Consider the following 25,203-nt stretch of genomic DNA (forward strand, 5'->3'; position numbering starts at 1 on the left):
TTTCGCTGTGGCGACACCCGTGAAAGTGAGACAGCGAAGGCGGGGAGGATCTGGTCCTCCCCGCCTGCACCGGAACGGTCTCCGCTGGGTTCTATCGGCTTGTCACGACCGGCATCTCATCGGCTCAGTTGCCGCCGAGGCCAGGCGCCTCGCCGCCGTCGCCACCGCCGTTTCCGCCGCCGTTGTTGCCGCCGCCTCCGTTGTTTCCGGAGTTGCCGCCTCCGCCGCCGCCGTTTCCGCCGCCACCGCCGTTGCCGTGGCTTCCGCCACCGCCACCTCCGCCGGTGCCGCCACCGCCGCCTCCGGTGCCGCCTCCGCCGGTAGACGAACCGCCGCCACCGCCGGAGCCGCCGCCGGAGAAGTACTTGCTGCTCGGCCTCGGGAACCCGGTGTTACCCTTGGTCTCCTTCACCGCCTGACTCATGTATGCCTGCCAGGTCTTACCGGAGATGGTCGCACCGTAGATGTGGCCTCGGACGGCACCGGCGCCGTTGGTGCGCCAGTCGCGAGTACCCCCCGGATCACCGGTCCACACTGCTGTGGACAGGGTTTTGGTGAAGCCGAGCAGCCAGGTGTGACCGACCTCGAAGTTCGTCGTACCGGTCTTGGCGCCTGCCGGCACTCCGATCTTCAACGAGCTCGTCGTACCGCCGTTGAACGTCTGAGTCAGCGCGTAGGCGACGCCCTTGGCCACTTCCTTGTCGAGCACTCGCTTGCAGCCTTCGCCGGGCAGGTCGAGTTTCTCGCCGTTGCGGTCCTTGATCTCGATGATCGGCTTCGGTCCGCAGAATTCGCCCTCGTTCGCGAAGGTCGCGAACGCCGCGGCCATGGCGATCGGGGTGGTCTCCGTCGTACCGAGGATCGACGACGGTGACAGGGCTTGGATGAAGCCGGACTTGTCCTTGTAGTCGAGCGCTTCTCCGCTGCCATAGCGGATGCCGAGGTCCATCGCGGTATCCATGATGTCACACATGTTCAGCTGGTTGCCCATGGCCGCGTAGCCCGTGTTGACGGACTTCTTCGTCGCCTCGAGCGCGGTCATCGAACCCTTGCCTTCACCGTCGCCGGCGTTGTTCGGGTCCCAGTCTCCGCCCATGTTCGGACAGCCCTCGTACTTCCAGGAGCTGGCCGGGAAATTGCGCTTCGTCGCATTGACGGTGGTGTTGAGGCTCTTGCCTTCCTTCAACCATGCCGTCAGGACGAAGGGCTTCCACGTCGAACCGACCTGGAAGCCACCGCCGCCGTTGTGCTTCTTGTCGACGGTGTAGTTGATCGAGGTCTTCTTGTTCTTGTCCTTCTTCTTCACCTCGCCGACCGTGTACTCACGGTTCTCGGCCATGGCGATGACTTCACCGGTTCCAGGTTCGATCGTCACCAGGGCATGGCCGGCACCGGAGGGATCGCCGACGGGAACGCGCTTCTTGATCTCTTTGTCCGCGATCTTCTGGATATCGGGGTTGAGGCTGGTCTTGATCTTCAGACCGCCACGTTGGAGGAAGGCCAGGCGTTCGTCAGCCGTGTCGCCGAAGGTGTCGTCATTCATGATGACGTTCTGGACATAGTTGCAGAAGAATTCTGCCTTGCTCTTGGCAGCCGAACAGCCGTTCGGGGTCTCATGCAGGTCGAGGTCGAGGTCGGTCTTGACCGCCTTGTCGTATTCCTTCTGCGTGATGTGGTCGTATTTGAGCATCTGCCCGAGCACAGTGTTGCGACGCTTGAGCACCTGGTCGGGGAACCGCTGCGGGTTGAACGCCGAGGGGTTCTGCACAATTCCGGCGAGCATCGCCGACTGCTGGATGTTGAGATCCTTCGCGTGGATGCCCCAGTACCGGTAGGCGGCGGCTTCGACGCCGTAGACGTTCGGGGATCCCGAGTAGTTGTTGATGTTCATGTAGCGGTTGAGGATTTCCTTCTTGTCGTACTTCTTCTCAACCGCGACAGCGAGTTTAGCTTCGCGCAGCTTACGCGCGTAGCCGGCGGTGCCTTCGGACTCCTTCGCCGCAGCCACACCTTCGGAGTCCTCCTCGGCATGCGCGTTCTCTGCCAGCACGTTCTTCACGTACTGCTGGGTCAGCGTCGATCCGCCCTGAGTCGTCGAGGACACCATATTGTGCACCGCTGCACGAGCAATGCCCTCGATGTCGACGCCGCCGTGTTCGAAGTACCGGTAGTCCTCGACGGCGATCGTCGCATTCTGCATATCCTTCGAGATCTTATCCAGCGGGACCTCCTGGCGGTTCTGCCAGTAGAACTCCGCAAGCTCGGACCCGTCGGAGGCAAGCATCGTCGACTTCTCACCGAGGTCCTTGATCTCCAAGGTCGCGGGGAGTGAATCGAAGATCTCGACAGCGCTGTTCGCACTGGCTGTTGCGACACCGACTCCGGGAATGGCCAGACCGGCAGCGACGATTCCCGCCACTGCGCTGACGGCCACGAACTGCATGAACGCGCCCATTTTTGTGGGTGGGGCGTTTGACTCAGGAGACACCATGGTAGCCAGTTTAACGAATTTGCCTTGTGCAGATCTTCAGAAACCGCTGAACGGGTTAGGCCATTGCGACGAGTTCCAAGACGCTGACTTCGGGTCGGCAGGCGAAACGCACTGGTGAGTACGGTGAGAATCCGAGACCGGCGGAGATGGCGACGAGGCTCTTCCTGTACGGAAAGACTCCGCGTGCGCGTGTCCGATCGAGGTCGCAGTTCGTCACCGGCGCACCCCAGAAGGGCACGCGGATCTGTCCCCCGTGAGTGTGTCCGGCCATGATGAGGTCCGCCCCCGCCGAGGCGAACGCCTCCAAGGTCCGCGAATACGGGGCGTGTGTCACGCCCACCTTGAGCCCGGCCTCGGAATCGAACCGCGGATGCTCAAGCACGCCCTTGCCGGGTGCTCCCCCACTCCAACGGATCCGGTCGCGGTCGATATGGGCGTCGCCGAGCCCGGTGAAGTGGATCCGAGTGCCCTTGATCGTCAGGGTCGCCTCGGTGTTGTCGAGGAAATGCCATCCCTGACTACCGGCCGACGAGTCCGACGGGGATGTCGGTTCTTCGAATCCGCGGACGAGGGCCTCGACATCGAGATCGGGGTTCACTCGGTGTTTGACCTGGGACGGCGAGCGCAGATACTTCGCGGGATTCTTCGCCTGCGGCGAGAAGAAGTCATTTGACCCCAGGACGAAGACTCCGGGTGTGTCGAGCAGACCGGAGAAGACGTCGAGGACGTCGGGCACGATATCGGCCGAGAGGTTGTCACCGGTGTTGACGACGACGTCCGGTTCGAGCCGGGTGAGCGCTTTGACCCAGGAGGCACGGTGCTTCTGCCAGGGCGCCAGGTGCAGGTCGGCGACGTGGAGGATCCGGATGGATTCGGCTCCGGCAGGCAGGATCGGCAGGGTGTGGCGGCGGATGGCGAAGAGGTGCGGTTCGACGACCGCACCCCAGATTCCGGCGGCCGTGGGGGCGGCCAGAGCACCGGCGAGGAGAGCGCGCTTCTTCATTCCCCCAACTCTATCCCCTCCCATTACTACCTGACGGCGGCCCAGCAACCTCGCGCGAGGTTGCTGGGCCGCCGTCAGGTAGTAATCAGGGGGTGGGGATGGGGGCGTTGTGCTCTTTTGCGGCACGGTGGGCGCGGCGACGATGCAGGGATTTCATCCGGCGACCGCCGACGAGGCGGCAGACGACGTAGATGAGGAACGAGATCGTCGTGACGAACGGGCTGATCGGGACCACCGGCGAACCGAGCGCGATGAGGATGCCACCGACCGAGGCGGTCACGGCGAAGATCACGCTGAGCACCGGAACCCACACCGGAGAGGCCGAGAGCTGAGTCGCCGCGGCGGCCGGAGTGATGAGAAGAGCGAGGACGAGGAGGACACCGACGACCTGCACACTCAGCGCCACGGCGAGTCCGAGCGTGAGCATGAAGACGATGGTGAGCACACTGACCGGCACACCCTTGGCCCGAGCCACCTCGGGGTCGAGGCTGGAGAACATGAGCGGACGCCAGACGATCGCCAACACCACGAGAACGGCCAGCGCACAGATGATGAGGGTGAGGATCTGGCCGGGGGTGATCGCGACGATCTGGCCGGTGAGCAGCCCGAACTTGCTCGCCGCTCGCCCGTCGTACAGGGCGAGGAAGAGGATCGCCAGTCCCAGGCCGAAGGGCATGAGGACGCCGATGATCGCGTTCTTCTCCGAATCCTTGGCCCCGCCGATGCCGATGATGAGGGCAGCGACGACGGACCCGACGATCGACCCGGTCACGACGTCGAAACCGACGAGCAGAGCGAAGGCGGCACCGGCGAAGGAGAGTTCGGAGACCCCGTGAACGGCGAAAGGGATGTCCCGAGCCATGACGAAGACACTGATGAGGCCGCCGACGACACCGAGCAGCGCCGCGGCGATGAGCGAATTCGCCAGCAGCGCGACGAGTTCGCCGTAATCCTCGAAGGTGAAGAGGTTCGCAAAGACCTCTGTCATACTCATCGGTTCACCACCGTCCCGTCGAGGTCGAAGGAGTCATCGGGCAGGGTGTGGTGATCGACGCACTCCTCCTCACCGCCGACGACGACGAGGCGGCCGCCGACGCGGACCACTTCGACCGGGGCGCCGTAGAGGCGGGACAGCGATTCGGTGGTCATCACCTCGGCGGGGGTGCCGATGAGGAAATGCCCGCCGACGATGTAGAGGATCCGGTCGACATACGGCAGGATCGGGTTGATCTCGTGGGTGACGAAGACGACCGCGGCATCGCGTTCGACCCGCTGTTCGTGCAGCAGCGCGGCCACCACCTGCTGGTGGTGCAGGTCGAGGGACAGCAGCGGTTCGTCGCAGAGCAGAACCGTGGGATCGTTGGCCAGGGATTGAGCCACACGCAGTCGCTGCAGCTCACCGCCGGAGACCGTGCCGGCGGGGGCATCGGCATAGTCGGTGGCGCCGACGGAGGCCAAGAGGTCTTCGACCTTCTTCTTCCGTCCCCGGGACAGCAGGCCCATCCCCCACCGGTGACCGTCGATGCCCATGCGCACCAGATCGCGGCCGCGCATCGGGGTGTGCGGATCGATTCCGCGCTGCTGCGGAATGTAGCCGATGGCGGGGTTGCCCTTGTGCACTTCCCGACCTCCGACTTCGGCGGTGCCGGACGACAGCGCGTTCTGTCCCAGCAGCACCTTGAGCAGGGAGGTCTTGCCGGTGCCGTTGGGGCCGAGGACCGCGAGGAACTCCCCGGGCGCGACGTCGAGGTCGAGATCGTGCCAGAGCACACGCGGACCGAACCGCAGTTCGGCGTCGCGCAGTCGAATCACCGGCTCCCGTGGTGTTGCCGGTGCGGAAGCGTCGGATTCCTTGGCCATGTTCAGTGCTTGTGCCCTTCGAGTGCTGTTGAGATTTCGGTGATGTAGCCGCCCATCCAGTCGGCATAGTGCGTTCCCGAAGGCATGGTCTCGGCGAGGTCGACGACCGGGACGTCGGAATCCTCAGCTGTGGACTTCAAGGCCTCTGCCTGCGGACCTGCCGCTTGAGTATTGTATCCAAGCAGCACGGCATCTCCATCGGAGATCTGCTTCTCCGCGGCCTTGAGCACCAGCGGCGGCACATCATTGCCCTCTTCGACGGCGGCGAGGAACTCCATCGATGTGACGTTCTCCAACCCCATATCGTCGAACAGCCACAGCGGGATCGGTTCGGTCGCGGCGACCTTCTCGCCGCCGTGTTCCTTCTTCACCGCATCGATATCGTCCTGCAGCGCGGTCAGCTCCGCTTTGTATTCCTTCGCGTTCTCCTCGAACTCGCCCTGATGTTCGGGCAGGGCCTCGCCGAGGTGAGTCGCCGCTTCGTCGACGAGCTTCGTCATCGTCGGGACCGAGTACCACAGGTGTTCGTTGAATGATCCGTGATCATGGCCTTCGTGCCCCTCTTCATCGTGACCTTCATCCGCGTGCTCATGATCATGGCCCTCCTCACCCTCGTGAGTGTGCCCGCCGCCGTGCGCTTCCTCTTCGTCATGGCCCTCGCCGTGATCGTGGTCGTGCGGCTCGTTGCCGAGGCCCTCCGAGCCGGGCAGGCCGGAGATCGAGACCGTGTCGATGATGTCGACGTCGGTACCGGAGGCATCGAGCATTCCGGTCATGAATGCGTCGTAGCCGCCGCCGTTCTGTACCACGAGGTCGGCCTTCGACAGTTTCAGGCGGTCCTGCGTGGTCGCCTCGTAAGAGTGCGGATCCTGGTTCGGATCATCGATGATCGGGCTCACCTCGGCGAAGTCGCCGGCCACCTGGGAGACGATATCGGCGTAGACGTTGGTCGAGGTCACCACGCGCAGAGCCCCGGTGTCGGCTTCAGAGGCCTGTCCCCCACAGCCGCTGAGGACCAACGTCGCCGAGGAGGCGATGGCAGCGGAGGTGAGAAGAATGCGCGAGGAGGTCATGAGGAGCCTTTCTAAGGCGTCGAGGATGAAGCAGCATCGTCGACGATACTCAGATCGAGGGCCCGCCACTAATATAAATATTTATATATAGCAACGCTTTTATATGTTGCGGCCACTTTCGACACTTTGCACCCATACCGTCGCCCGAGGTCCGCTCGTTCAAGGCGGAGCGCACTTTTCGCTCCGTGTACCGCGTGCAATCTGCGGTTGCGCTTGAACGAGTTCGACCGGCGTGCGGGAACTCTGGATAAACGAGCGTGGCCTTGAACGAGACTGCCGCTGACGGGCAGTCGAGTGCGACTGCGAGAAACAACAACGAACCGCCCGAAAGCGTGTGCATCCGGGCGGTTCGTCACCTGACTGTCGTTGCCTTGCTGGCTCAGGCGGCCTTCGCCTCGAGCTTCTTGGCCAGCAGGGCGGCGATCTGCACGGTGTTCAGTGCCGCACCCTTGCGCAGGTTGTCGTTGGAGACGAAGAGGACGAGCCCCTTGCCTGCCGGTGCCGACTGGTCGGCGCGGATGCGGCCGACGTAGCTGTCGTTTCGACCCGCGGCCTTGAGCGGGGTCGGGACCTCGTCGAGGGCAACTCCGGGAGCCTGCGACAGGATCTCGGTGGCCTGCTCGGGGCTGATATCGGAGTCGAATTCGGCGTGGATGCTCAGGCTGTGTCCGGTGAAGACGGGCACGCGCACGCAGGTACCGGCGACCAGGAGGTCGGGCAGTCCGAGGATCTTCCGGCTCTCGTTGCGCAGCTTCTTCTCTTCATCGGTTTCGTTCTGCCCGTCGTCGACGACCGATCCGGCCATCGGCAGAACGTTGAACGCGATCGGTTCGACGTAGTTGTCAGGCTCCGGCAGGCTCACCGCGTTTCCGTCGGTGGTGAGCTTGCGGGCGTCGGGCAGACCGGCTTCGAGCTGACCGGCGAGTTCCTCGACTCCGGACAGACCCGAACCGGACACGGCCTGATAGGTGGCCACGATGAGACGGCTGAGCCCGGCCTTGTCATGGAGAGCCTTGAGCACGGGCATGGCGGCCATGGTCGTGCAGTTCGGGTTCGCAATGATGCCCTTGGGCGGTTCATTGAGGGCATCGGGGTTGACCTCGCTGACGACGAGCGGAACCTCCGGATCCGAACGCCAGGCCGAGGAGTTGTCGACGACGATGACACCGGCCGCGGCGAAACGCTCGGCCTGCGCCTTGGACGTCGCCCCGCCGGCGGAGAACAGAGCGATGTCGAGTCCGCTCGGGTCCGCCTCGGCGGCGTCTTCGACGGTGATGGGCTGGCCCTTGAAGTCGATCGTCTTCCCTGCCGATCGGGCCGAGGCGAAGAGCCTCAGAGTTCCGATCTCGAACCCGGGATCATCGGCCAGGAGGTCGAGCATGACTCCGCCGACCTGGCCGGTCGCACCGACTACTCCGATATTGACGCTCATCGTCCGGTACCTCCGTACACCACTGCTTCGTTGTCTTCACTGTCGAGTCCGTACGCGGCATGAGCGGCACGGACCGCGTCGTCGAGCAGGTCTGCTCGGGTGACGACGCTGATGCGGATCTCCGAGGTGGAGATCATATCGATGTTGACCTGGGCTTCGCTGAGCGCCTCGAAGAGAGTCGCGGTCACGCCCGGGTGGGAGCGCATTCCGGCGCCGACGACGGAGAGCTTGCCGATCTGGTCGTCGTAGCGGACCTGGTCGAAGCCGATCTCTGCCTTCACACCGTCGAGGGCCTCAAGCGCCTTGGCTCCGTCGTCCATGGGCAGGGTGAAGGAGATGTCCGTCTTCCCCGGCTCGCGGGTGGAGATGTTCTGGACGATCATGTCGATGTTGGCTTCCTGCTTGGCCAGAGTCTTGAAGATCTCGGCGGCCTTGCCGGGGACATCGGGAACACCGACGATCGTGACCTTGGCTTCCGAGCGGTCGTGGGCGACGCCGGAGATGATTGCCTGTTCCATGGTGGACTCCGTTTCTGGTTCCGCTGCCGGGGTCGATGATCCCCGGCCCTGGCGGAAGGCTTCGGGGATGGGTGAATCGGTCACCCAGGTTCCTTGGTTGCGAGAGAATGAGGACCGCACGTGCACCGGCACGTTGTAACGGCGGGCGTATTCGACGCAGCGGAGCATGAGGACCTTGGCGCCCGAGGCGGCCATCTCCATCATCTCCTCGTAGCCGATCTCATCGATCTTGCGCGCCGTGGGCACGATCCGCGGGTCGGCGGTGAAGACGCCGTCGACGTCGGTGTAGATCTCGCACACATCGGCATCGAGCGACGCGGCCAGTGCCACAGCGGTGGTGTCGGAGCCGCCGCGACCGAGCGTGGTGATGTTCTTCGCAGTCTGGCTGACGCCCTGGAATCCTGCGACGATGGCGACGTATCCCTCGTCGAGGGAGGACCGGATGCGGCCGGGAGTGACGTCGATGATTCGGGCCTTGCCGAACTGCTCATCGGTGATGACTCCGGCCTGGGAACCGGTGAAGGACTGGGCTTCGAAGCCGAGGTTGGCGATCGCCATGGCCAGAACCGCCATCGAGATGCGCTCACCGGCGGTCAGCAGCATATCGAGTTCGCGGGCGGGGGGCATGGGGGAAACCTGTTGGGCCAAGTCGATGAGATCATCGGTACTGTCACCCATGGCCGACACCACGACAACTACTTCGTGACCGGCTTGACGGTACTCGACAATTCGTTTGGCCACCCGCTTGACCGATTCCGCATCGGCTACCGAGGACCCACCGAACTTCTGGACGACTATGCTCACTGCAGTATCTTCCTTATCGCTGATAAGTTCCGTGCCAGGCGATCGATTCCATGGTTCCAAACATGGAGGTCTCGTGCTGCATCGATCAGGATTTCAGCCGTGTCGGGCTCCCGGCACCTGAACCATTGTATGAGGTAGGTCATTCCGCTTCACCTTCGCCCGTCATTCAGACACCGTCTGACCGGGCTGAATGTCTGCACGTGCAGACCCGAGCGTTGACTGTGCACATAGGCGAGACGGCGGTTGGTCACCGGGCGTTCAGCCCCCGCTCAGAAATCGTTATAAACGGGACGTCTGAGCTCGACGAATAGGACCTCGGAGCCCGGGAAATCACCTGAGCAGATGCGGAAGATCCGTGAAGTCGAGAGTCTTCCCGCCGAGGCGGTCAGTCGATTTCGCGGCGACCGGAGAAGGCCCGGCCGAGGGTGACTTCGTCGGCGTATTCGAGATCGCCGCCGACGGGCAGCCCCGAGGCCAGACGGGTGACGGTCACACCGAGCGATCCGAGCAGGCGGACGAGGTACGTGGCGGTGGCTTCGCCTTCGAGGTTCGGGTCCGTGGCGATGACGGTCTCCTTGACCTCACCGTCCTGCAGGCGGGTCATGAGCTCTTTGATCCGCAGATTGTCGGGTCCGACCCCGGCCATCGGGTCGATGGCTCCGCCGAGGACGTGGTAGAGGCCCCGGTATTCTCGGGTCCGCTCGATCGCGACGACGTCCTTGGGCTCTTCGACCACACAGATCATCGACCGATCGCGGCGCGGGTCCTGACAGACCGTGCATTCGGCTTCTTCGGAGACGTTTCCGCAGATCTCGCAGAATCGCACTCGCTTCTTCACGTCGGTGAGCGCCTGTGCCAGTGCGTTGACGTCCTGCGAGTCCGTCTGCAGGATGTGGAACGCCAGACGCTGGGCCGATTTGGGCCCGATGCCCGGAAGCTTGCCGAACTCTTCGACCAAGTCCTGAAGGGCACCTTCGTATACAGCGCTCATACTTCTCTTTCGTCAATGATTTCGCCGCCGAGGACCCGTGCGATCACGTCGACGCCCATCTGCGGCGCTTCGGAGACGTCGAGGTCCGTTTCCGGATCATACTCGTCCTCGTCCGATCCCGACCGCTGCGGGTAGGGGTTCGATCCCGGCGCCGAGGCGGCCCCCGGTGCGTTCCCGCCCGCCGGGTTGGTCTGCGGAGCTGATCCGTATCCGGATCCGGCAGGCGGAGTGGTGGTGGCACCGTGCTTCTCGGCAAGCGCGGCGAAGCGCGATTTGAACGGTTTCGCCTCTCCCCCATGGGCCGGCGGCGACTGCACGGCACGTGCCGACTGGTCGAAGGCACCTCCCCTGAAGTCGCTCGAAGTGTCGGCGAGATCGGGATAGTCGAGATCGTCATCGGGCGGCGGTACGACGACAGCTCCGACGTCGACAGCTCCGCTGCCGGCGCTCGTCTCGTCGATGTCGGCCGAGGCTGTGCCTGTCGATGCCGCATCGACGGGTGCGGGGTCGATCGGTGAGGGACCGTCGTTCCAATTCGGTTCCTCCCAGCGAGGTTCGACATACTCCATCGGCGAATCGTCGACGAAGCCGGTCGAACCCGCAGACGCTGATTCCTGCGAATGGGATTGCGCCGACCGGCCGAAGTCGTCGGCCGGTGCGTTGCCGGAGTCGGTCGAATCAGTTCCCGCGTCTGTCGGCGTACCGAAGAAGTCATCGTCGGACAGGTCGGGCACAACGACGTCCGGGACGGCTGGTTCGGAAGAATCGTGGTCAGGAACGCTCGGCTCAGGAGCGTTCCAGTCTGATCCTTCGGAGACGGACGAGTCCGAAGCGGGAATCTGAGAGCCCGAGGATTCCGGATCAGAATCGGCCGATCCCTCTTCGGTGGTTTCGGCCGGTTCAACGGGGTTGTCCTGAGGTGTGGGTTCAGTCGGTGGGCCCGGCTGTTCCCCCTCCTCGTCGTCGGAGGACCAGGGACCCTGAGTCGGACCGCTGGGTTCCCAGAACTTCTCGTGGTCGACCTGTGGTTTGTCGACTTCACGAGTACCGACGACTGCGGCGACTTCCTGCGGACTCGGGCGGCGCTGGCTCGGCGCCGGTCCGTGATTGCCGCCGGGGTCGTTCATGGGCGGCGCCGAGGAACCTTTGCCCTGATTGCCGGCGCCGGCAGTTCCTCCGCCGATCCGACCGACATCGCCGACGTCGATACGAGCCTGGATGCCCAGGACGTCATTGATCGCCGCTGCGAGTTTGGCCGCATGGTCACGCTGCTGGAATCCCTGCACGGATCCGGCGTTGTTGAAGCCGAGGTAGACGACTCCGTCGGAGAACGACTGCGGGATCGCATTGGCCGCGATGATCGCTCGTGTCAGACGGCTGCGCTTCTCCACCGAGGCGAGGATGCTCGGCCAAGCGCGGCGGATCGCTTCGATCTCACCGCCGATGTCGCCGGATCCCGCCACCGAGGTCGCTTCCGGCGCCGCTGCCTGCTCGGACTGTTGTGAGCCATCGGCGGGTCCGGCTGGTGTCGCAGCCGCAGGCGCAGGAGCGGACTGACGCTGAGGCTGGTTCGACGACGCGGAGTCCGGTGCGAAACTGGGCACGGAGGCACCGGCAGAGTCCCGGCTGTGCTGGTTCTCCTGCACAGATTGCGATTCATTCTGCGGCGCACCCGACGCTTCGGCCGAAGGCTCGGGCAGCGAATCGGGCGACGACTGCTGTTCCTGCGCCGGCCGGCCGTCAGCTGCGCTCCGGGGATCCTCAGCAGACTGCTGCTGCGGACCAGCGTTCGCGGTCTGAGATTGAGGTCCGGACGGCGGTGCCTGCTCTGGCTCGGCCTGGCCATCATGCTGAGCCGACTGCCCCTGCTCAGGCTGCTGCCCCGGCTGCGCCACCGGTTCGTTGAGCATCGATTCGGCAGCCGCAGCCATGGCCGCGATGTCGTCGAAGTCGTCGTGAGCGGCACTCTGGGTCTGTCCGGCAGACGCGTTCGCAGCCGGTGCTCCGGCTCCGCGGCCCGGCGCACCGGGCGACGCCTCACCTGCCGAGGGTCGACCGGCAGACTGTCCCTGATCGGCAGGAACACCCTGCACAGGGGCCTGCGCCGCACCCGGGTCCGGGACGGCCTGCGCCGGCGGCACGTTCGCTGCCACGCCGGTGGCCGACATGCCGATGCGACGCTCCATCCGCTCCATGCGGCTGAGCACAGCATCCCGGCTGCGGCCGGAACCGGGCAGCAGAATGCGGGCACAGATGAGTTCGAGCTGCAGCCTCGGCGAGGTGGCACCCGACATCTCCGTCAGGCCCACATTCAGCAGGTCCGCGGCACGGGAGAGCTCACCCTGCCCGAAGCCGTTGGCCTGCAGGGTCAGCCTCTCCAGGCGGTCCGGCGGCACTTCGGGCAGGAAGGCATGGGCCGCCTCGGGGGCGGCGTTGATGACGATGAGATCCCGGAAGCGCTCGAGCAGATCTTCGACGAAGCGCCTCGGGTCCTGACCGGATTCGATGACCCGCTCCACCGCGCGGTACACCCCGGCACCGTCGCCGGCGGAGAATGCATCGACGATGTCGGACAGTAGCGAATCAGGAGTGTATCCGAGCAGAGCGACGGCTCGACCGTAGTCGACCCCATCGGGCCCGGCCCCGGCGATGAGCTGGTCGAGGACCGACAGCGTGTCACGCACCGATCCCCCACCGGCGCGGACGACCAGCGGCAGCACGCCCTTGGCCACCTGCACACCCTCGCGAGCGCACAGCTCCTCGAGGTAGTTGCCCAGGGCCTCCGGCGGCACCAGCCGGAACGGATAGTGGTGGGTCCGCGAGCGGATCGTGCCGATGACCTTCTCGGGTTCGGTCGTGGCGAAGATGAACTTGATATGCGGGGGCGGCTCTTCGACGATCTTGAGCAGAGCGTTGAAGCCCTGCGAGGTGACCATGTGCGCCTCGTCGAGGATGAACACCTTGTACCGATCGCGCGCAGGCGCATAGACGGCACGTTCACGCAGGTCACGGGCGTCATCGACGCCGTTGTGGCTGGCCGCGTCGATCTCGACGACGTCGAGCGAACCGGGTCCGCCGTTGGCCAGGTCCCGACAGCTCGGGCATTCCCCGCACGGCACCGGGGTCGGTCCCTGCTCGCAGTTGAGGCACCGGGCCAGGATCCGCGCCGAGGTGGTCTTGCCGCACCCGCGCGGGCCGGAGAACAGATAGGCATGGTTGATGCGGCCACGTTCGATGGCGGCCTTCAGCGGATCGGTCACATGCTCTTGACCGATGACCTCGTCGAAGGTCTCTGGGCGGTATCTTCTGTACAGTGCGGTGGACACGTCCCCTAGCCTAATGCCAACGGCTGACACGAGACACGGCCCCGGACTCCCCGCCGTTGTCGCCGACTTCCCGATCAGGCACGATAGAGATCATGAGCTCAGCCACCCCCTCCCCCGACGAGTACGACCCCGCAAAGACCTTCCGCATCGGCCACAAGGAACGCGACGAGGCGATCGAGATCCTGCGGGAAGCCGCCGGAGACGGTCGGATCACGGTCGACGAGCTCGACGAACGGATGGAGAAGGTTCAATCCGCGAAGTTCCCCATCGACCTCGACGAGGTGCTCGCCGACCTCACCACCGAGCGGCCCTCCGATCGCTTCCGCCCCGCCTCGGCGATCGCTCCTGCCCCTGCTCGCGCGATGACGGTCACGGGCCATGACCGCTTCGATCCGCTCGTCATCAAGGCCGGTTGGGAGTCCGAGGTCCGCCGTGCCAGGTGGGCGGTCCCGCCGTATATCCGCTGCGAACCCTCGATGTCGAACATCGAGCTGAACTTCCTCGAGGTCGAGACCGATCTCGAGGTCATCGAGGTCGAGATCGTCGCCGGAATGGGCGCCGTCACCGTCGTCGTCCCTGCTGACTGGGCCGTCAACGTCGACCAGCTCTCGAAGACCTGGGGCAGCGTGAAATCCGTCGTCGATGCGGTGCCGACCGGGCGCCGACCCCTCGTGCGCGTGGGCGGATCGATCGGCATGGGGTCGTTCAAGGCTCGCTTCGCGAACTACTTCGACCGTCGGCGAATGGCGAGATGATGCAGCCCGGACTCGGCGCTGTCATCTTCCTCACCCTGTGCATCATCGTCGTCTTCAGCGTCGGCGCCTTCCTCGTGTACCGGGTGATGAACACTCCCGGTGCGCATATCGGCTCCCGCCTGCCCAAACGCGATCCCCACGCCGAGGCGGCCCCCACCGACCCACCCGACCCCGGATCCGCTGCGGACCAGTCCGGCTCCGAGGGGATCAACAGCACCGACGACCCCGACCGTCCCGAGGGCCCCGAACCCCGGCGTCCTTGAAAACCGGCACCTGCCGTGATCGACTTTCACCATGTCTGAGATTCAGATCACGCGCATCACCGCCGACGATGAGTCTGCGCTGCTGACGTGGAACGACGTCATGCGCACCACTTACACCGAGGGCCGCACCGCCGCCTGGTGGCGCAGCGCCGAGACGACGCTGACCCAATTCGCCCACCCGCGCCCGGGAGGGCAGGACATCGCCCTGGTGGGCCGCCTCGGCGAGCAGATCATCGGCGGCGTCGAGATCAGCTTCTCCCCCGAAACACCGACCGATATCGAACTCGGTGTCCTCTCGGCTCACCGTCGGCAGGGTTTCGGCACTGCCCTCGCCGAGGCGGCCGCACAGTTCCTCGATGACGGTGGCGAATCCTCGGCGATCGTGCAGACCGAAACCTACTGCCCTGCCGGGGTCGCCTTCGCGCAGGCGCACGGGATGAGCATCGGCAACGAGGAGCACCGGCTGCTGCTCGACCTGCCCGCCTACCTCGACGCCGATGCGAATCGGTACAAGGATTCGGGTGCATCGACGGTCGTGCCCGTGATCAGGGAGGACCCGGACTTCTCGGTCACCTCATGGATCGGAGCCTGCCCCGAGGAGGTGTTGGAGTCCTGGACCCAGCTGCGGGAGCAGATGGATGAGGACGTGCCCGTCGGCAAGCTCACCCGCACCGCCACCCATGCCAGCACTGCGGCGATCCGCAGCCATGAGGAGCGGATGGAAGAGCAGGGCTGGACCTTGGTCAGCTCGATGGCGCACGTGGGCGAACTCGCCGTCGGCTATACGGAGATCATGGTCTCCTCGCACGATCCGCAGATCGTCATCCAGGAGGACACGCTCGTCGACCGAGCCTATCGAGGCCGCGGAATCGGTCGGGCCCTCAAGGTCGCGAACCTGCGTCAGCTGCCCGCGGTCGCCGCGACCGCCTCGGCGAAATGGGTGCAGACGTACACGGCGACGGGCAACGAACCGATGCTCGCACTCAACCGCGACCTCGGGTTCTTCATCGCCGATACGATGACCGCTCTGGAGAAGAAGTCCGATCACAGCCGCGCGTGACATTCCGGTCGACTAGAGTGGGCGGTGACCCGTCCGGCCATCGAATCGAAGCAGACCGCCGTGCCCACAGAACTCCTCATCGCCGTCCTCGTCTTCATCATCGTCGTCCTCGTGACCGTGCTCGTCATCCGCTCCCGCGCGAACAAAGCCCGCAAGCAGGAGCAGACACAGCAGCCGACCACCCCGCGCGACCCCTTCGCCGCCGACCAGAACACCGGCGGTGATCCCGAGACCATCAAAGCCGGCGATCTCCTCGAATTCGGCAACGAGAAGTTCTTCGTCCGCGGCACCCTGCGCATCTCCGAGGGCGGCTACGACTGGGCCGAGCACTTCTTCCAGGCCGACGCCTCGGCGACCCGCATGTGGCTGAGCGTCGAACGCGACCCCGACGTGCAGGTCGCCCGCTGGCGCGACCGCCCCGACCTCGACATCGAACCGAAGGCCCGGACCATCACCATCGACGGCACCGACTACGAACTCGTCGAGCACGGCACCGCCTCCTACCGGTCCGAAGGCACCACGGGGCTGAACGAGAAGGGCGGGGTCGACTATGTCGACTACGAATCCGGTGACGGCCGCCTGCTCGCCTTCGAACGCTTCGACCACGGACGTTGGGAAGTGAGCACGGGAGAGACCATCCCGACCGGTTCCTTCACCATCTACTCCGGCAGCTGATGCTCACCCTCCCCCGCCCACTCGACGTCCCCTTCACCGACACCAGTGCCGAGGCGCTGCGGCTGAGCCTCGACCACGGACGGATCGCTCCGCTGGCCTCCCGCAACGTTCATGTGCCCACCGTAGTCGCACCCACTGACGCAGTGATCGCTGATACAGAGTCCACCCTCGCCGAGGCGACGCCCGCGTTGGCCCTGACTCTGACCGTCATCGGTTCCTCCCACCAGGCGATCCTGAGCGCCGGGCGCACCGATGCGTTCATCGAGACCTTCGCCTGCCTCGGCGAGGATGGGGACGATTCGTCTCCGAAACGACCGCGGTGGGACTGCGAAGACATCCGCCACGGTCGGTGGGCCGGATTCACCGAACACCGATTCACCGCGACTCGCACCCACGTGACCGGGGACTTCCCGAGGGCCGCCGCCGAGGTGCTCGCCGCCGGTGCCGACCGTGCCCTCACCGCAGACGACCACCTCTCGGTCGCGTTCCCCGGACAGCCCGGCGCACTGACGGCACTGTCGCTGACCGCAGCAGGTCCCGACCGGATCGCCTGGCAGTCGTGGCACTGCTACCCGCAGCATGGAGAGATCGTGCACAGCAGCTCCGAATTGAGGAGGTCGACATGAGCCAGGGACCGAACGTCTCGATGGGCGGCGGCTCTTTCAACTTCGACCGCGAAAACTCCGGTCCATCCGGCCCCCAACGTCCCAGCGGACCGCAGCGGCCCGGCGACGGATCGGGGCGGAAGCCGCGCCGCATCGGCTGCGGACCGATCATCTTCTTCGTCGTCATCCTCATCGTCATCGGCAACATGTTCCAAGGCTGCGGCTCGTCCGGGTCGTCGAACTGCGGTGACTACGACCTCAGCAACGGCCAATACGTCTCGAATCCCGGTGAGGGCGATTACGAGAAGAACGGCAGCAGCTACGACTACGTCGGCTGCGACTCGTCCCGCTCCAGAGGCGGCGGATTCTTCTTCCTCCCGTTCTTCACCGGCGGCGGATCGAACTACGGCGACGGCTCCGGCTTCCGCGGCGGCGGACCGGGCACCGGAAAATAGGCACGATCAGGCACAGCGAAAGGCAGACATGCTCCTGAATTACCTCATCTACGAGACCGGAGTCGTCCTCTCCTATGCGGGCTGCGGACTCCTCCTCATGGTCATCGGCTACTTCGTCGTCGACCTGCTCACCCCGGGCAAGCTCCACGTCATCCTGTGGGAGCAGAAGTCGCGCAATGCCGCGGTCCTCGTCGCCTCCGACCTGGCCGGAGTCGCGATCATCGTCATCGCAGCCATCCGCGCGAGCTCCGATGACCTGGCCGCAGGCATCCTGTCCACCCTCGTCTTCGGCATCCTCGGCATCATCCTCATGGGAGTGAGCTTCGTGCTCATCGGCCTGCTCACCCCGGGCAAGACCGGCGACATCATCAACTCCCCACAGATGCACCCCGAGGTCTGGGTCAACGCCACCGCCCACCTGGGCATCGCGGGCATCATGGCCGCAGCCCTCCTTTGAGCGCCGCTGACGAATCCGGTCGGCACTCGGCCGGGACCGCACCGACCGACACCACCACCGAGGCGGCCCGACCGATCACTTTGCCGATGCGTCCGGGGCCAGCCCGATTCTTCGTCCTGCTCGCCGTGTTCATCTGCGCGAGCTGCGGAATGGTCTACGAGCTCGCGCTCGTGGCCTTGGGGTCCTATCTGCTCGGCGACACCATCGTCCAGGCCTCCATCGTCCTGGCGGTCATGGTCTTCGCCATGGGTGTGGGGTCGCTGGCGACCAAACGGCTGACCGGGTTCGCCGCGGTCTCCTTCGCCCTCATCGAGGCGGCCCTGGGCATCATCGGCGGACTCTCCGTCATCCTCCTCTACCTCGCCTTCGCCTTCGCCGACGTCTACACGGTGGCCATGGTGGCCCTCGCGTTCGTCATCGGCGCGCTCATCGGCGCGGAGATCCCGTTGCTCATGGAGCTCGTCCAGCGTATTCGGGCGCAGAAGGCCTCGAGCGCGGTGGCCGACCTCTTCGCCGCCGACTATGTGGGCGGACTCATCGGCGGGCTCGCCTTCCCGTTCCTCCTGCTGCCGCTGCTCGGATTGCCGCGCGGTGCGCTGGCAGTGGGGATGACGAATGCGCTGGTGGGCATCCTCATCGTCCTCTGGCTCTTCCGCTCTGAACTCAGCCGCGCCGCCCAACTCATGTTGGCAACGCTGCTTGTGCTCATCCTCGGCGGGCTCACTGTGGTGTGGGTGTACACCGACGATATCGAGGTCACCACCCGGCAGCGTCTCTACCGGGATCCGATCGTGTATTCGCAGCGGTCGGACTACCAGGAGATCGTGCTCACCGAGGCGAAGCGGACCGGTGATACGCGGCTGTTCCTCAACGGGGATCTGCAGTTCGCCTCGGCCGATGAGTACCGCTATCACGAAAGCCTCGTCCATCCGCTGCTGGACGGTCCGCGCCGCAACGTCCTCGTTCTCGGCGGCGGTGATGGCCTGGCCGTGCGTGAGATCCTCAAGTATCCCGACGTCGAGTCCGTCACGCTCGTCGACCTCGACCCCGCGGTCCTCGAACTGGCCAAGAACTCGGAGCACTTCACCGCGTTCAACGACGACTCCCTCGACGATCCGCGGGTGAGAACGATCGCCGCCGATGCCTTCACATGGCTGCGGGAGGCGAAGCATTCGGCCTATGACGCGGTCATCGCCGATCTTCCCGACCCCGATGATGTCGCGACGTCGAAGCTCTACAGCATCGAGTTCTACGGACTCATCCGCCAGGTGATGTCGCCGGAGGCGCGCCTCGTCGTCCAGGCCGGCTCCCCCTATTTCGCCCCTGAAGCCTATTGGGGCATCGGTGAGGCCGTCGCCGAGGCGGGTCTGTCGACGACTGCCTATCACGTCGATGTCCCCAGCTTCGGTGATTGGGGATACTTCCTCGCCGATCTCGACGGAGAGGGCCCCGAGGTGACCGTGCCCGATGATGCTCCGGACGGGTTGAAATTCGCCACCGCGGAGGTGCTCGCCGCCTCGACGACGTTCCCACCGGACCGTGATCGCGCGTCTGTGGGCAAGGTCGAGGCCTCGACGCTGCTGCACCCGCGGGTCCTCGACCAGGAACGCGGAGCCTGGGTCGGATACTGAATTCGTCTGACACGGGCTTCCGACAACGGCAGAGGGCCGACCCAACCGGGTCGGCCCTCTGCCGTTTCTCTGTCGGTGCTGCCTTCTTCTCGCGGTCAGCCGGCCATGAGGCTGGCCAGGCCGCCGACGATGCCGAAGGAGATTCCGAGTGCCCATCCGAGGACTAGGAGTCCGAGGAAGACGAGGCCTAAGATGAAGCCCCATTTGCCCATCTCGTTGTCTCCGTACCCGGCTTCCTGTGAGCGCTTGCGCGCCATGTGACCGGTGATGATGCCGATGACGGGTCCGATGAAGTTGAATCCGAGGAAGGTCGACAGGGTCGCCACGAGCGAGACGATGCCGAGCACCTTGCCCGGATCCTCCTCGGCGCGCTGGCCATAGCGGTTCTGGCTCTGGTAGCTCTGCGGTGCTTCGCACTGCCCGGTGGACGGGTGGGGGTACTGTCCCGCGGAGGGGCGGTCGAACTGATCGGGAGTCGGGGTGGGTGCTGCATTCATGGTGCTGGTCTCCTTGGTATCGGCTGTTGACACCAGCCTAGGAAGGCTTCACCGGGCGCCGACAGGGACCAATCCCCCGACCTGGATGGGGTTTTCCCGACATTCAGCGCACGTCGACGAGCGCGTGGTCCTCTCGTCCCATGAGGTAGAGAAGCAGTTCAAGCGGTGCCCCGGTGATCGTCGCGGCCTCACCGCCGCCCTTCTTCCCCGCTGTGCGGGCACCGAAGCCCGGAGCTTCGATCGTCACGGGACCCTTCGCCTTCGCCGCGTAGGGCAGAAGCGCCACCTTCGTCTGTGCCCAGACGGTCGCGGTCTCTGCTTTCGACAGCCGACGCGGAATCCATTCGATCGCGGCGCGGCGGATGTCTTCGTGGTGGACGAGGAACTCGGTCGTGTTCATCACCGTCTCCACACCCGGCAGGGCGCCCGGGGTCCACTTCGGCGGTGCGGCGACGAGTCCGAGCAGCCGACTGAACGGCATCTCGGCGTACTCGTCTTCCTTCGCCTGCAGGCGGTCGGAGAACTTCGGCATGAAGATGCCCGCGGCAGCGCGGGGATGACGTTCGCGGATGACGAGGTGGGTGGCAAGGTCCCTGACCGTCCACCCCTCGCAGAGGGTGGGGGCGTCGTCCCCGGCGCGGCGGGCTGTGTCGACAAGGCGCAGTCGTTCGGCGCGAGCCAGATTGTCTTTCATACCCGCCAGTCTTCCATCTCCGGCTTGGACTCGCCTGGACGCTTCGTCATCTCACCGCCCGGTCGCTTCGCCGGCCTGTCACTTCACCGGCGGGCCCAGGTCGTGACGAAGTCGGCGACGCGGGAGATCGACCGGAAGTCGGCGAATTCGTCTCCGCGAGTTGGCCCGTCGGTGACGATGACGACGGGTTTGCCTTCCTTCGCGGCGGCCCGAACGAACCGCAGTCCCGACAACACTGCCAGCGAGGACCCGAGCACCACGAGTCCGGCAGCCTCGTCGGCGATCCGATTGGCTGCCTGGACCCTGGCGGCCGGGACGGAATCGCCGAAGTAGACGACATCGGGTTTGAGCAGTCCACCGCATTCGGGGCAGTCGAGGACTGCGAATCCGGCGGTGTCCTCGAGTTCGACGTCGCCGTCGGGTGCGGTTTCGACGTCGATGGGGTCGATGCCGACCGCCTCGGCGAAGTCCGGGTTGAGTTCGCTCAGTCTCCGCTGTACCCAGTCGCGGTCGAACAGGTGTCCGTTGCTCAGGCAGATCACTCGGTCGAGGCTGCCGTGGAGGTCGATGACGGGACTCGGCGCCAGCGCTCCGGCCTCTGTCGCACGGTCGGCGGCGACCGCCTCGGCGGCGGCCTGATGGAGTCCATCGACGTTCTGGGTGATGATCCCGCCCACGGACAGCTCGGCCAGGGCGAGGTGGGCTTGGTTCGGTTGGGTGCTGCGCATCCGCGGCCAGCCCATCCACGATCGTGCCCAGTACCTGGCGCGCTGATCGGGGTGGGATAGGAAAGTCTGGATCGTCATCGGATTCCGCGGCGGGGAATCCGGTCCGCGGTAGTCGGGCACGCCTGAGTCCGTGCTCATTCCCGCCCCGGTGAGCACCGCCCAATCCGCATCGGAATAGGTCTTCGTGAGGACGTCGATGATCGCGGCATCGGGGTGGCTGGCTTCCGGACGCACACGTCCGCGCAGGGGGTCGAAGATGACTGCCATGGCTCCACTGTAGACATGGGTGCTGACGGAGGTCACCGGGCGGGGCTAGGGTGGGGCCATGGTCAACGTTCTGCTCGTTCATCATTCCCCGTCCTCTGCGACGGCGCAGATCGCCGAGGCGGCCGAGTCCGGACTCCGCATGCCCGAGCTCGGCGACATCGACGTCACAATCCGCCCGGCGCTGGAGGCCAGCGTCGAGGATGTGCTCGCCGCCGATGCCTATGTGCTCGGGACGACCGCGAACTTCGGCTATATCTCCGGTGCCCTCAAGCACTTCTTCGACACCACGTATGACGCGGTTCGCGAGCCGACCGCCGGCAGGCCGTTCTCCTATTGGATCCACGGCGGCTATGACACGACCGGGGCCGAGACAGCGATGAAGCAGATCACGACGGGCCTGGGCTGGAAGCTCGCCTTCGACCCCCTCATCTTCACCGGCGAAGTCACCGAGAAGCATTTGGAGCGAGCCACGGAGCTGGCCGCCACAGTCGCAGCCTCCACCCCCTAATTGCTACCTGACGGCGGCCCAGCTACCTCGCGCGAGGTAGCTGGGCCGCCGTCAGGTAGTAATTCCTACGAAAGTACTTTCCAATATGGAAAGTAGTTGGTACTGTGGAACTACTTCCACAGATCAACCTCAATCAAAGGAACCGACATGGACGCGAACCCCACCCCGCAGCAGGCTGCAGATCTCCTCAGCCAGGTCGAAGCGAACCAGTCCCAGGCGCGCAGCGGCGATGCGTGGCCTCTGGTCACACTGCTCTTCGTCCTCTCCGCCGGGCTCTCCGTCGGACTCATGGCCGTCGGCATCATCGACGACAACACCACCCAGCTCATCATCGCCGGAGCCGGACTGAGCTGGATCATTCCCGCCCTGGTCGTCTATCTCGTCAAGGCCCTGTCCTGGAGCCGCCGCTCCACCGCCCTCCTGCTGACATGGCTGGGCGTCATCATCGTCGCGTTCATCGTCGGCGTCATGGCCGATTCGTTCGCAGCCGGCGGTCCGATCCCGTTCATCGCCGCAGGACTGCTGTGGGTCGCCGCCCCGGTCTTCTCCCTGCTGGCCCTGCGCCGCTGAGGAGGGACCGACGATGACTGCGAAACAGAACTCCGCGACCGAACCAGAGGACGCGCACACCGAAGACGAGGCGATCCCCCACCTCGGCGATTCTCTGACCCGGCTCGAACCGGAGCTGAACAACCCCACGAGGCTCGGCATCGTCTCGAGCCTGAAGAACCGGGACAAGGCCGAGTTCAAACTGCTGCGCGACAGCCTCGGCGTCTCCGATTCCGTGCTCTCCCGGCACATCACCGCACTCGAGAAGGCCGGAATGATCGAGGTGAAGAAGGGGTACGTGGGCAAACGCCCGCGCACCTGGGTCTCGATCAGCAAAGACGGGAACAGCCGCCTCGAGGCACACATCCAAGCATTGCGGGAACTGGCCGGAGCATAACCCCGTAGATCACTGTTCCCCCTGGTGAGAAGATCGGCTAGGGTGATGGAAACCGATGCAGGGAGGCATGATGACCACACCGACGAGCACCGAGATCCCGTTCCTCGAACTCCACGAAGTCTCAACTCTCATCCGCACCAGGCAATTGTCCTCCCGTGAGGTCACCGAGGCGATGCTCGAACGCATCGAGCGACTCGAACCCCGACTGCAGGCCTTCGCCACGGTCATGGCCGAATCCGCCCTCGCCGAGGCCGACCGCGCCGATGCGCTCCTGTCCCGCGGGAACTGGCTCGGCGATCTGCACGGTGTCCCCGTGGCGGTGAAGGACCTCGCGAACACCCACGACGCACCGACCGGTGCAGGCACCACGATCCATGCGGACTTCCGCCCCGACTTCGATGCCACCGTCGTCGCTCGACTGCGAACCGCCGGAGCCGTCATCCTCGGCAAACTGCGCCTGACCGAAGGGGCGTTCACCGGTCACCATCCGGACCTTCCGACCCCGGTCAATCCGTGGGATGCCGACACCTGGTCGGGCGTCTCCTCCTCGGGATCCGGTGTGGCCACCGCGGCCGGACTCTGCTTCGCCTCTCTCGGTTCGGACACCGGCGGCTCGATCCGCCTTCCGTCCTCAGCCAATGGCGTCACGGGACTCAAACCGACCTGGGGCCGGGTCTCCCGCCACGGCATCTTCGCACTCGCTCCCAGCCTCGATCACATCGGGCCGATGACCCGCAGCTCCCGTGATGCCGCGATCGTGCTGCGGGCCATCGCCGGCCACGATCCGGCCGATCCCACCTCGTCACTCGAACCGGTGCCTGACTACCCCAATGAGCTGCACGTCGACCGGGCCCCGGTCGTCGGATTCGACCGCACCCTGGCCGAAGAGCACTTCGATGACGCGACGAACGCGATGCTCGAGGACACCATCACAAAAGTGACCGGCCTCGGGTGGCGGGTGCTCGAGGTCGAGACCCCAGGTTTTGAGGCCGCGGCCAAGGAGTGGACGGCTCTGTGCGGGGTCGAGACCGCCGGTGTCCACTCGGAGACGTACCCGGCCCGAGCGGACGAATACGGTCCCGACCTGTCCGGTCTCATCGATATCGGGCGCGGACTCTCCGCCGTCGACTACCACCGACTACTCGAATCGCGGAGAGACTTCACCGGCCGTATGCGCACCCTCATGGCCGATATCGATCTGCTCCTGCTGCCGGGGTTCGGCGTCGGCTCGCCGACGATCGCCCAGATGGCGAATCTGGGTTCCGACCAGAAGCTGTTCGCTGCGGTGACCGTGCCGACGGCTCCGATCGACAACTGCGGAATGCCGTCGATCACTCTGCCCGCAGGGTTCACCGACCGGGGCACTCCCCTGGCTGCACAGTTCGTCGGCGGTGACTTCGCCGAACCCTTGGTCCTGGCCGCCGGTCACGCCTTCCAGCAGGTCACGGACCACCACACCCGTCACCCGGCACTATAGGAGCAGCGCCGCGGCTCACTTCGCCGCGTTGCGGGACACCATCTCCGTGATCCAGGTCGGGGCGAAGGGCGAGGTGCAGCCGGGCGAAGTCGGGTAGTCGCGGAGCACGCCGAGGCGCTCACCGATGTCGATGGCACGTTTCCGCCGATCCGGGTTCTCGATGCCGATATAGGACAACGTCTCGTTCATCGCCCACTGCAGACGTTCGGGGGCCTCGGCCATCTCGGCCTCGATCGTGTCCAGCAGACCGGACAAGTCTAGGCCTTCGGGTTTCTTATTGACCCGTTCGCTCGTCAGTGCCCAGCCGGCGGAAGCGACGACCGGATCGGGATCGTCCATCCACGACTGACGCAGCGCCTCGGCGTGGGGCGACTTCTTGACGATGTAGCTGACCAGCCAGCCGTGGACCTTCGGGACTCGGGAGTCACGCAGCATCTCATCGAGCTGTGCTTCGCTCCAGGCCTTCGGGCGCATGATGAGGATCGCGACGAGGCGGGCCGCAGTGTCACCAGTTGCCCAGAGCTCGCCGGCGAGTTCGTCGTTCTTCTTCAGGTCCTTCGCCACAGCCCGCAGCTTCGTCAGGTTGACCGCGTGGTCGTCGCCGTGGCGGGCGTTGACGGCGCGGATCTTCTCGTCCTCGAGCGAGGCCAGGGTGGCGAGCACCTCGGTGCTGGTGGTCATGGTGTC

General features: G+C 65.3%; 25 protein-coding genes. 12 read left to right on the forward strand and 13 right to left on the reverse strand.

What is annotated here, in order from left to right:
- Positions 1-124: 124 nt before the first annotated feature.
- The 9 genes from SB749_RS13695 to SB749_RS13735 form a co-directional block, all read right to left on the reverse strand.
- Positions 125-2,443: a transglycosylase domain-containing protein gene (locus SB749_RS13695; RefSeq protein ID WP_410710779.1), complete on the reverse strand. Its 2,319-nt coding sequence runs from the start codon at positions 2,441-2,443 to the stop codon at positions 125-127.
- 103 nt (positions 2,444-2,546) lie between these two features.
- Entirely contained in the window at positions 2,547-3,494 is a 948-nt protein-coding gene (locus SB749_RS13700; protein ID WP_410710780.1) for a metallophosphoesterase, read from the reverse strand.
- Positions 3,495-3,579: 85 nt separating this feature from the next.
- Entirely contained in the window at positions 3,580-4,488 is a 909-nt protein-coding gene (locus SB749_RS13705; protein WP_410710781.1) for a metal ABC transporter permease, read from the reverse strand.
- Positions 4,485-5,354 carry a metal ABC transporter ATP-binding protein gene (locus SB749_RS13710; RefSeq protein WP_410710782.1) on the reverse strand — a complete coding sequence of 290 codons (870 nt, stop codon included), beginning with the start codon at positions 5,352-5,354 and terminating at the stop codon, positions 4,485-4,487. Before SB749_RS13710 ends, SB749_RS13705 begins: the two co-directional genes overlap by 4 nt.
- 2 nt (positions 5,355-5,356) lie before the next feature.
- On the reverse strand, positions 5,357-6,427 hold the full coding sequence (locus SB749_RS13715) for a metal ABC transporter solute-binding protein, Zn/Mn family (protein ID WP_410710783.1): 1,071 nt from the start codon (positions 6,425-6,427) through the stop codon (positions 5,357-5,359).
- A 379-nt stretch (positions 6,428-6,806) separates the two neighbouring features.
- Entirely contained in the window at positions 6,807-7,859 is a 1,053-nt protein-coding gene (locus SB749_RS13720) for an aspartate-semialdehyde dehydrogenase (RefSeq protein WP_410710784.1), read from the reverse strand.
- Positions 7,856-9,181, reverse strand: coding sequence for an aspartate kinase (locus SB749_RS13725; protein ID WP_139468722.1), 1,326 nt, complete (start codon positions 9,179-9,181; stop codon positions 7,856-7,858). The genes SB749_RS13720 and SB749_RS13725 overlap by 4 nt, the downstream gene beginning before the upstream one ends.
- Before the next feature lie 385 nt (positions 9,182-9,566).
- Entirely contained in the window at positions 9,567-10,172 is a 606-nt protein-coding gene (gene recR, locus SB749_RS13730) for a recombination mediator RecR (RefSeq protein WP_025780860.1), read from the reverse strand.
- Complete coding sequence (locus SB749_RS13735; protein WP_410710785.1) at positions 10,169-13,498, reverse strand: DNA polymerase III subunit gamma and tau; 3,330 nt, start codon at positions 13,496-13,498, stop codon at positions 10,169-10,171. The genes recR and SB749_RS13735 overlap by 4 nt, the downstream gene beginning before the upstream one ends.
- Before the next feature lie 92 nt (positions 13,499-13,590).
- On the opposite strand from SB749_RS13735, the gene SB749_RS13740 reads away from it, so the two are divergent.
- From SB749_RS13740 to SB749_RS13775, 8 genes are read left to right on the forward strand one after another with little or no spacing between them, the layout of a single operon-like run.
- Positions 13,591-14,253: a DUF1707 domain-containing protein gene (locus SB749_RS13740; RefSeq protein WP_410710786.1), complete on the forward strand. Its 663-nt coding sequence runs from the start codon at positions 13,591-13,593 to the stop codon at positions 14,251-14,253.
- Positions 14,250-14,516, forward strand: coding sequence for a hypothetical protein (locus tag SB749_RS13745; RefSeq protein ID WP_410710787.1), 267 nt, complete (start codon positions 14,250-14,252; stop codon positions 14,514-14,516). The genes SB749_RS13740 and SB749_RS13745 overlap by 4 nt, the downstream gene beginning before the upstream one ends.
- Before the next feature lie 31 nt (positions 14,517-14,547).
- Positions 14,548-15,576 (forward strand): GNAT family N-acetyltransferase, encoded by a 1,029-nt coding sequence (locus tag SB749_RS13750; protein WP_410710788.1) that lies wholly within the window; start codon positions 14,548-14,550, stop codon positions 15,574-15,576.
- A gap of 24 nt (positions 15,577-15,600) precedes the next feature.
- Entirely contained in the window at positions 15,601-16,251 is a 651-nt protein-coding gene (locus SB749_RS13755) for a DUF4178 domain-containing protein (RefSeq protein ID WP_410710789.1), read from the forward strand.
- On the forward strand, positions 16,251-16,877 hold the full coding sequence (locus SB749_RS13760; protein ID WP_410710790.1) for a DUF2617 family protein: 627 nt from the start codon (positions 16,251-16,253) through the stop codon (positions 16,875-16,877). The genes SB749_RS13755 and SB749_RS13760 overlap by 1 nt, the downstream gene beginning before the upstream one ends.
- Positions 16,874-17,311: a hypothetical protein gene (locus SB749_RS13765; protein ID WP_410710791.1), complete on the forward strand. Its 438-nt coding sequence runs from the start codon at positions 16,874-16,876 to the stop codon at positions 17,309-17,311. Before SB749_RS13760 ends, SB749_RS13765 begins: the two co-directional genes overlap by 4 nt.
- Before the next feature lie 28 nt (positions 17,312-17,339).
- Positions 17,340-17,768, forward strand: a complete 429-nt coding sequence (locus tag SB749_RS13770; protein ID WP_052240077.1) for a DUF350 domain-containing protein — start codon at positions 17,340-17,342, stop codon at positions 17,766-17,768.
- On the forward strand, positions 17,765-19,399 hold the full coding sequence (locus SB749_RS13775) for a polyamine aminopropyltransferase (protein WP_410710792.1): 1,635 nt from the start codon (positions 17,765-17,767) through the stop codon (positions 19,397-19,399). The genes SB749_RS13770 and SB749_RS13775 overlap by 4 nt, the downstream gene beginning before the upstream one ends.
- Positions 19,400-19,494: 95 nt before the next feature.
- On the opposite strand, the gene SB749_RS13780 is transcribed toward SB749_RS13775, so the two are convergent.
- The 3 genes from SB749_RS13780 to SB749_RS13790 all read right to left on the reverse strand — a co-directional run bounded on the left by SB749_RS13780 (position 19,495) and on the right by SB749_RS13790 (position 21,585).
- Complete coding sequence (locus SB749_RS13780) at positions 19,495-19,896, reverse strand: DUF4190 domain-containing protein (protein ID WP_410710793.1); 402 nt, start codon at positions 19,894-19,896, stop codon at positions 19,495-19,497.
- A gap of 103 nt (positions 19,897-19,999) precedes the next feature.
- Positions 20,000-20,590, reverse strand: a complete 591-nt coding sequence (locus SB749_RS13785) for a TIGR03085 family metal-binding protein (RefSeq protein WP_410710794.1) — start codon at positions 20,588-20,590, stop codon at positions 20,000-20,002.
- A gap of 83 nt (positions 20,591-20,673) precedes the next feature.
- The gene (locus tag SB749_RS13790) at positions 20,674-21,585 is read right to left on the reverse strand and encodes a Sir2 family NAD-dependent protein deacetylase (RefSeq protein ID WP_052240076.1); all 912 of its coding nucleotides are present in this window, start codon (positions 21,583-21,585) and stop codon (positions 20,674-20,676) included.
- Positions 21,586-21,643: 58 nt separating this feature from the next.
- Between SB749_RS13790 and SB749_RS13795 the strand changes: the two genes are divergently transcribed.
- The 4 genes from SB749_RS13795 to SB749_RS13810 all read left to right on the forward strand — a co-directional run bounded on the left by SB749_RS13795 (position 21,644) and on the right by SB749_RS13810 (position 24,516).
- On the forward strand, positions 21,644-22,093 hold the full coding sequence (locus SB749_RS13795; protein ID WP_410710795.1) for a flavodoxin family protein: 450 nt from the start codon (positions 21,644-21,646) through the stop codon (positions 22,091-22,093).
- Positions 22,094-22,240: 147 nt separating this feature from the next.
- The gene (locus tag SB749_RS13800) at positions 22,241-22,663 is read left to right on the forward strand and encodes a hypothetical protein (protein WP_098730695.1); all 423 of its coding nucleotides are present in this window, start codon (positions 22,241-22,243) and stop codon (positions 22,661-22,663) included.
- A 13-nt stretch (positions 22,664-22,676) separates the two neighbouring features.
- Positions 22,677-23,039 carry a winged helix-turn-helix domain-containing protein gene (locus SB749_RS13805; protein WP_083532759.1) on the forward strand — a complete coding sequence of 121 codons (363 nt, stop codon included), beginning with the start codon at positions 22,677-22,679 and terminating at the stop codon, positions 23,037-23,039.
- A 70-nt stretch (positions 23,040-23,109) separates the two neighbouring features.
- Entirely contained in the window at positions 23,110-24,516 is a 1,407-nt protein-coding gene (locus SB749_RS13810; protein ID WP_410710796.1) for an amidase, read from the forward strand.
- A gap of 15 nt (positions 24,517-24,531) precedes the next feature.
- Here SB749_RS13810 and SB749_RS13815 read toward each other — a convergent pair whose 3' ends face one another.
- A complete protein-coding gene (locus SB749_RS13815; RefSeq protein ID WP_410710797.1) occupies positions 24,532-25,197 on the reverse strand; it encodes a DNA alkylation repair protein in 666 nt (221 codons plus the stop codon).
- Positions 25,198-25,203 lie beyond the last annotated feature (6 nt).

The organism is Brevibacterium sp. SIMBA_078, from assembly GCF_046534565.1.
Taxonomy (GTDB): domain Bacteria; phylum Actinomycetota; class Actinomycetes; order Actinomycetales; family Brevibacteriaceae; genus Brevibacterium.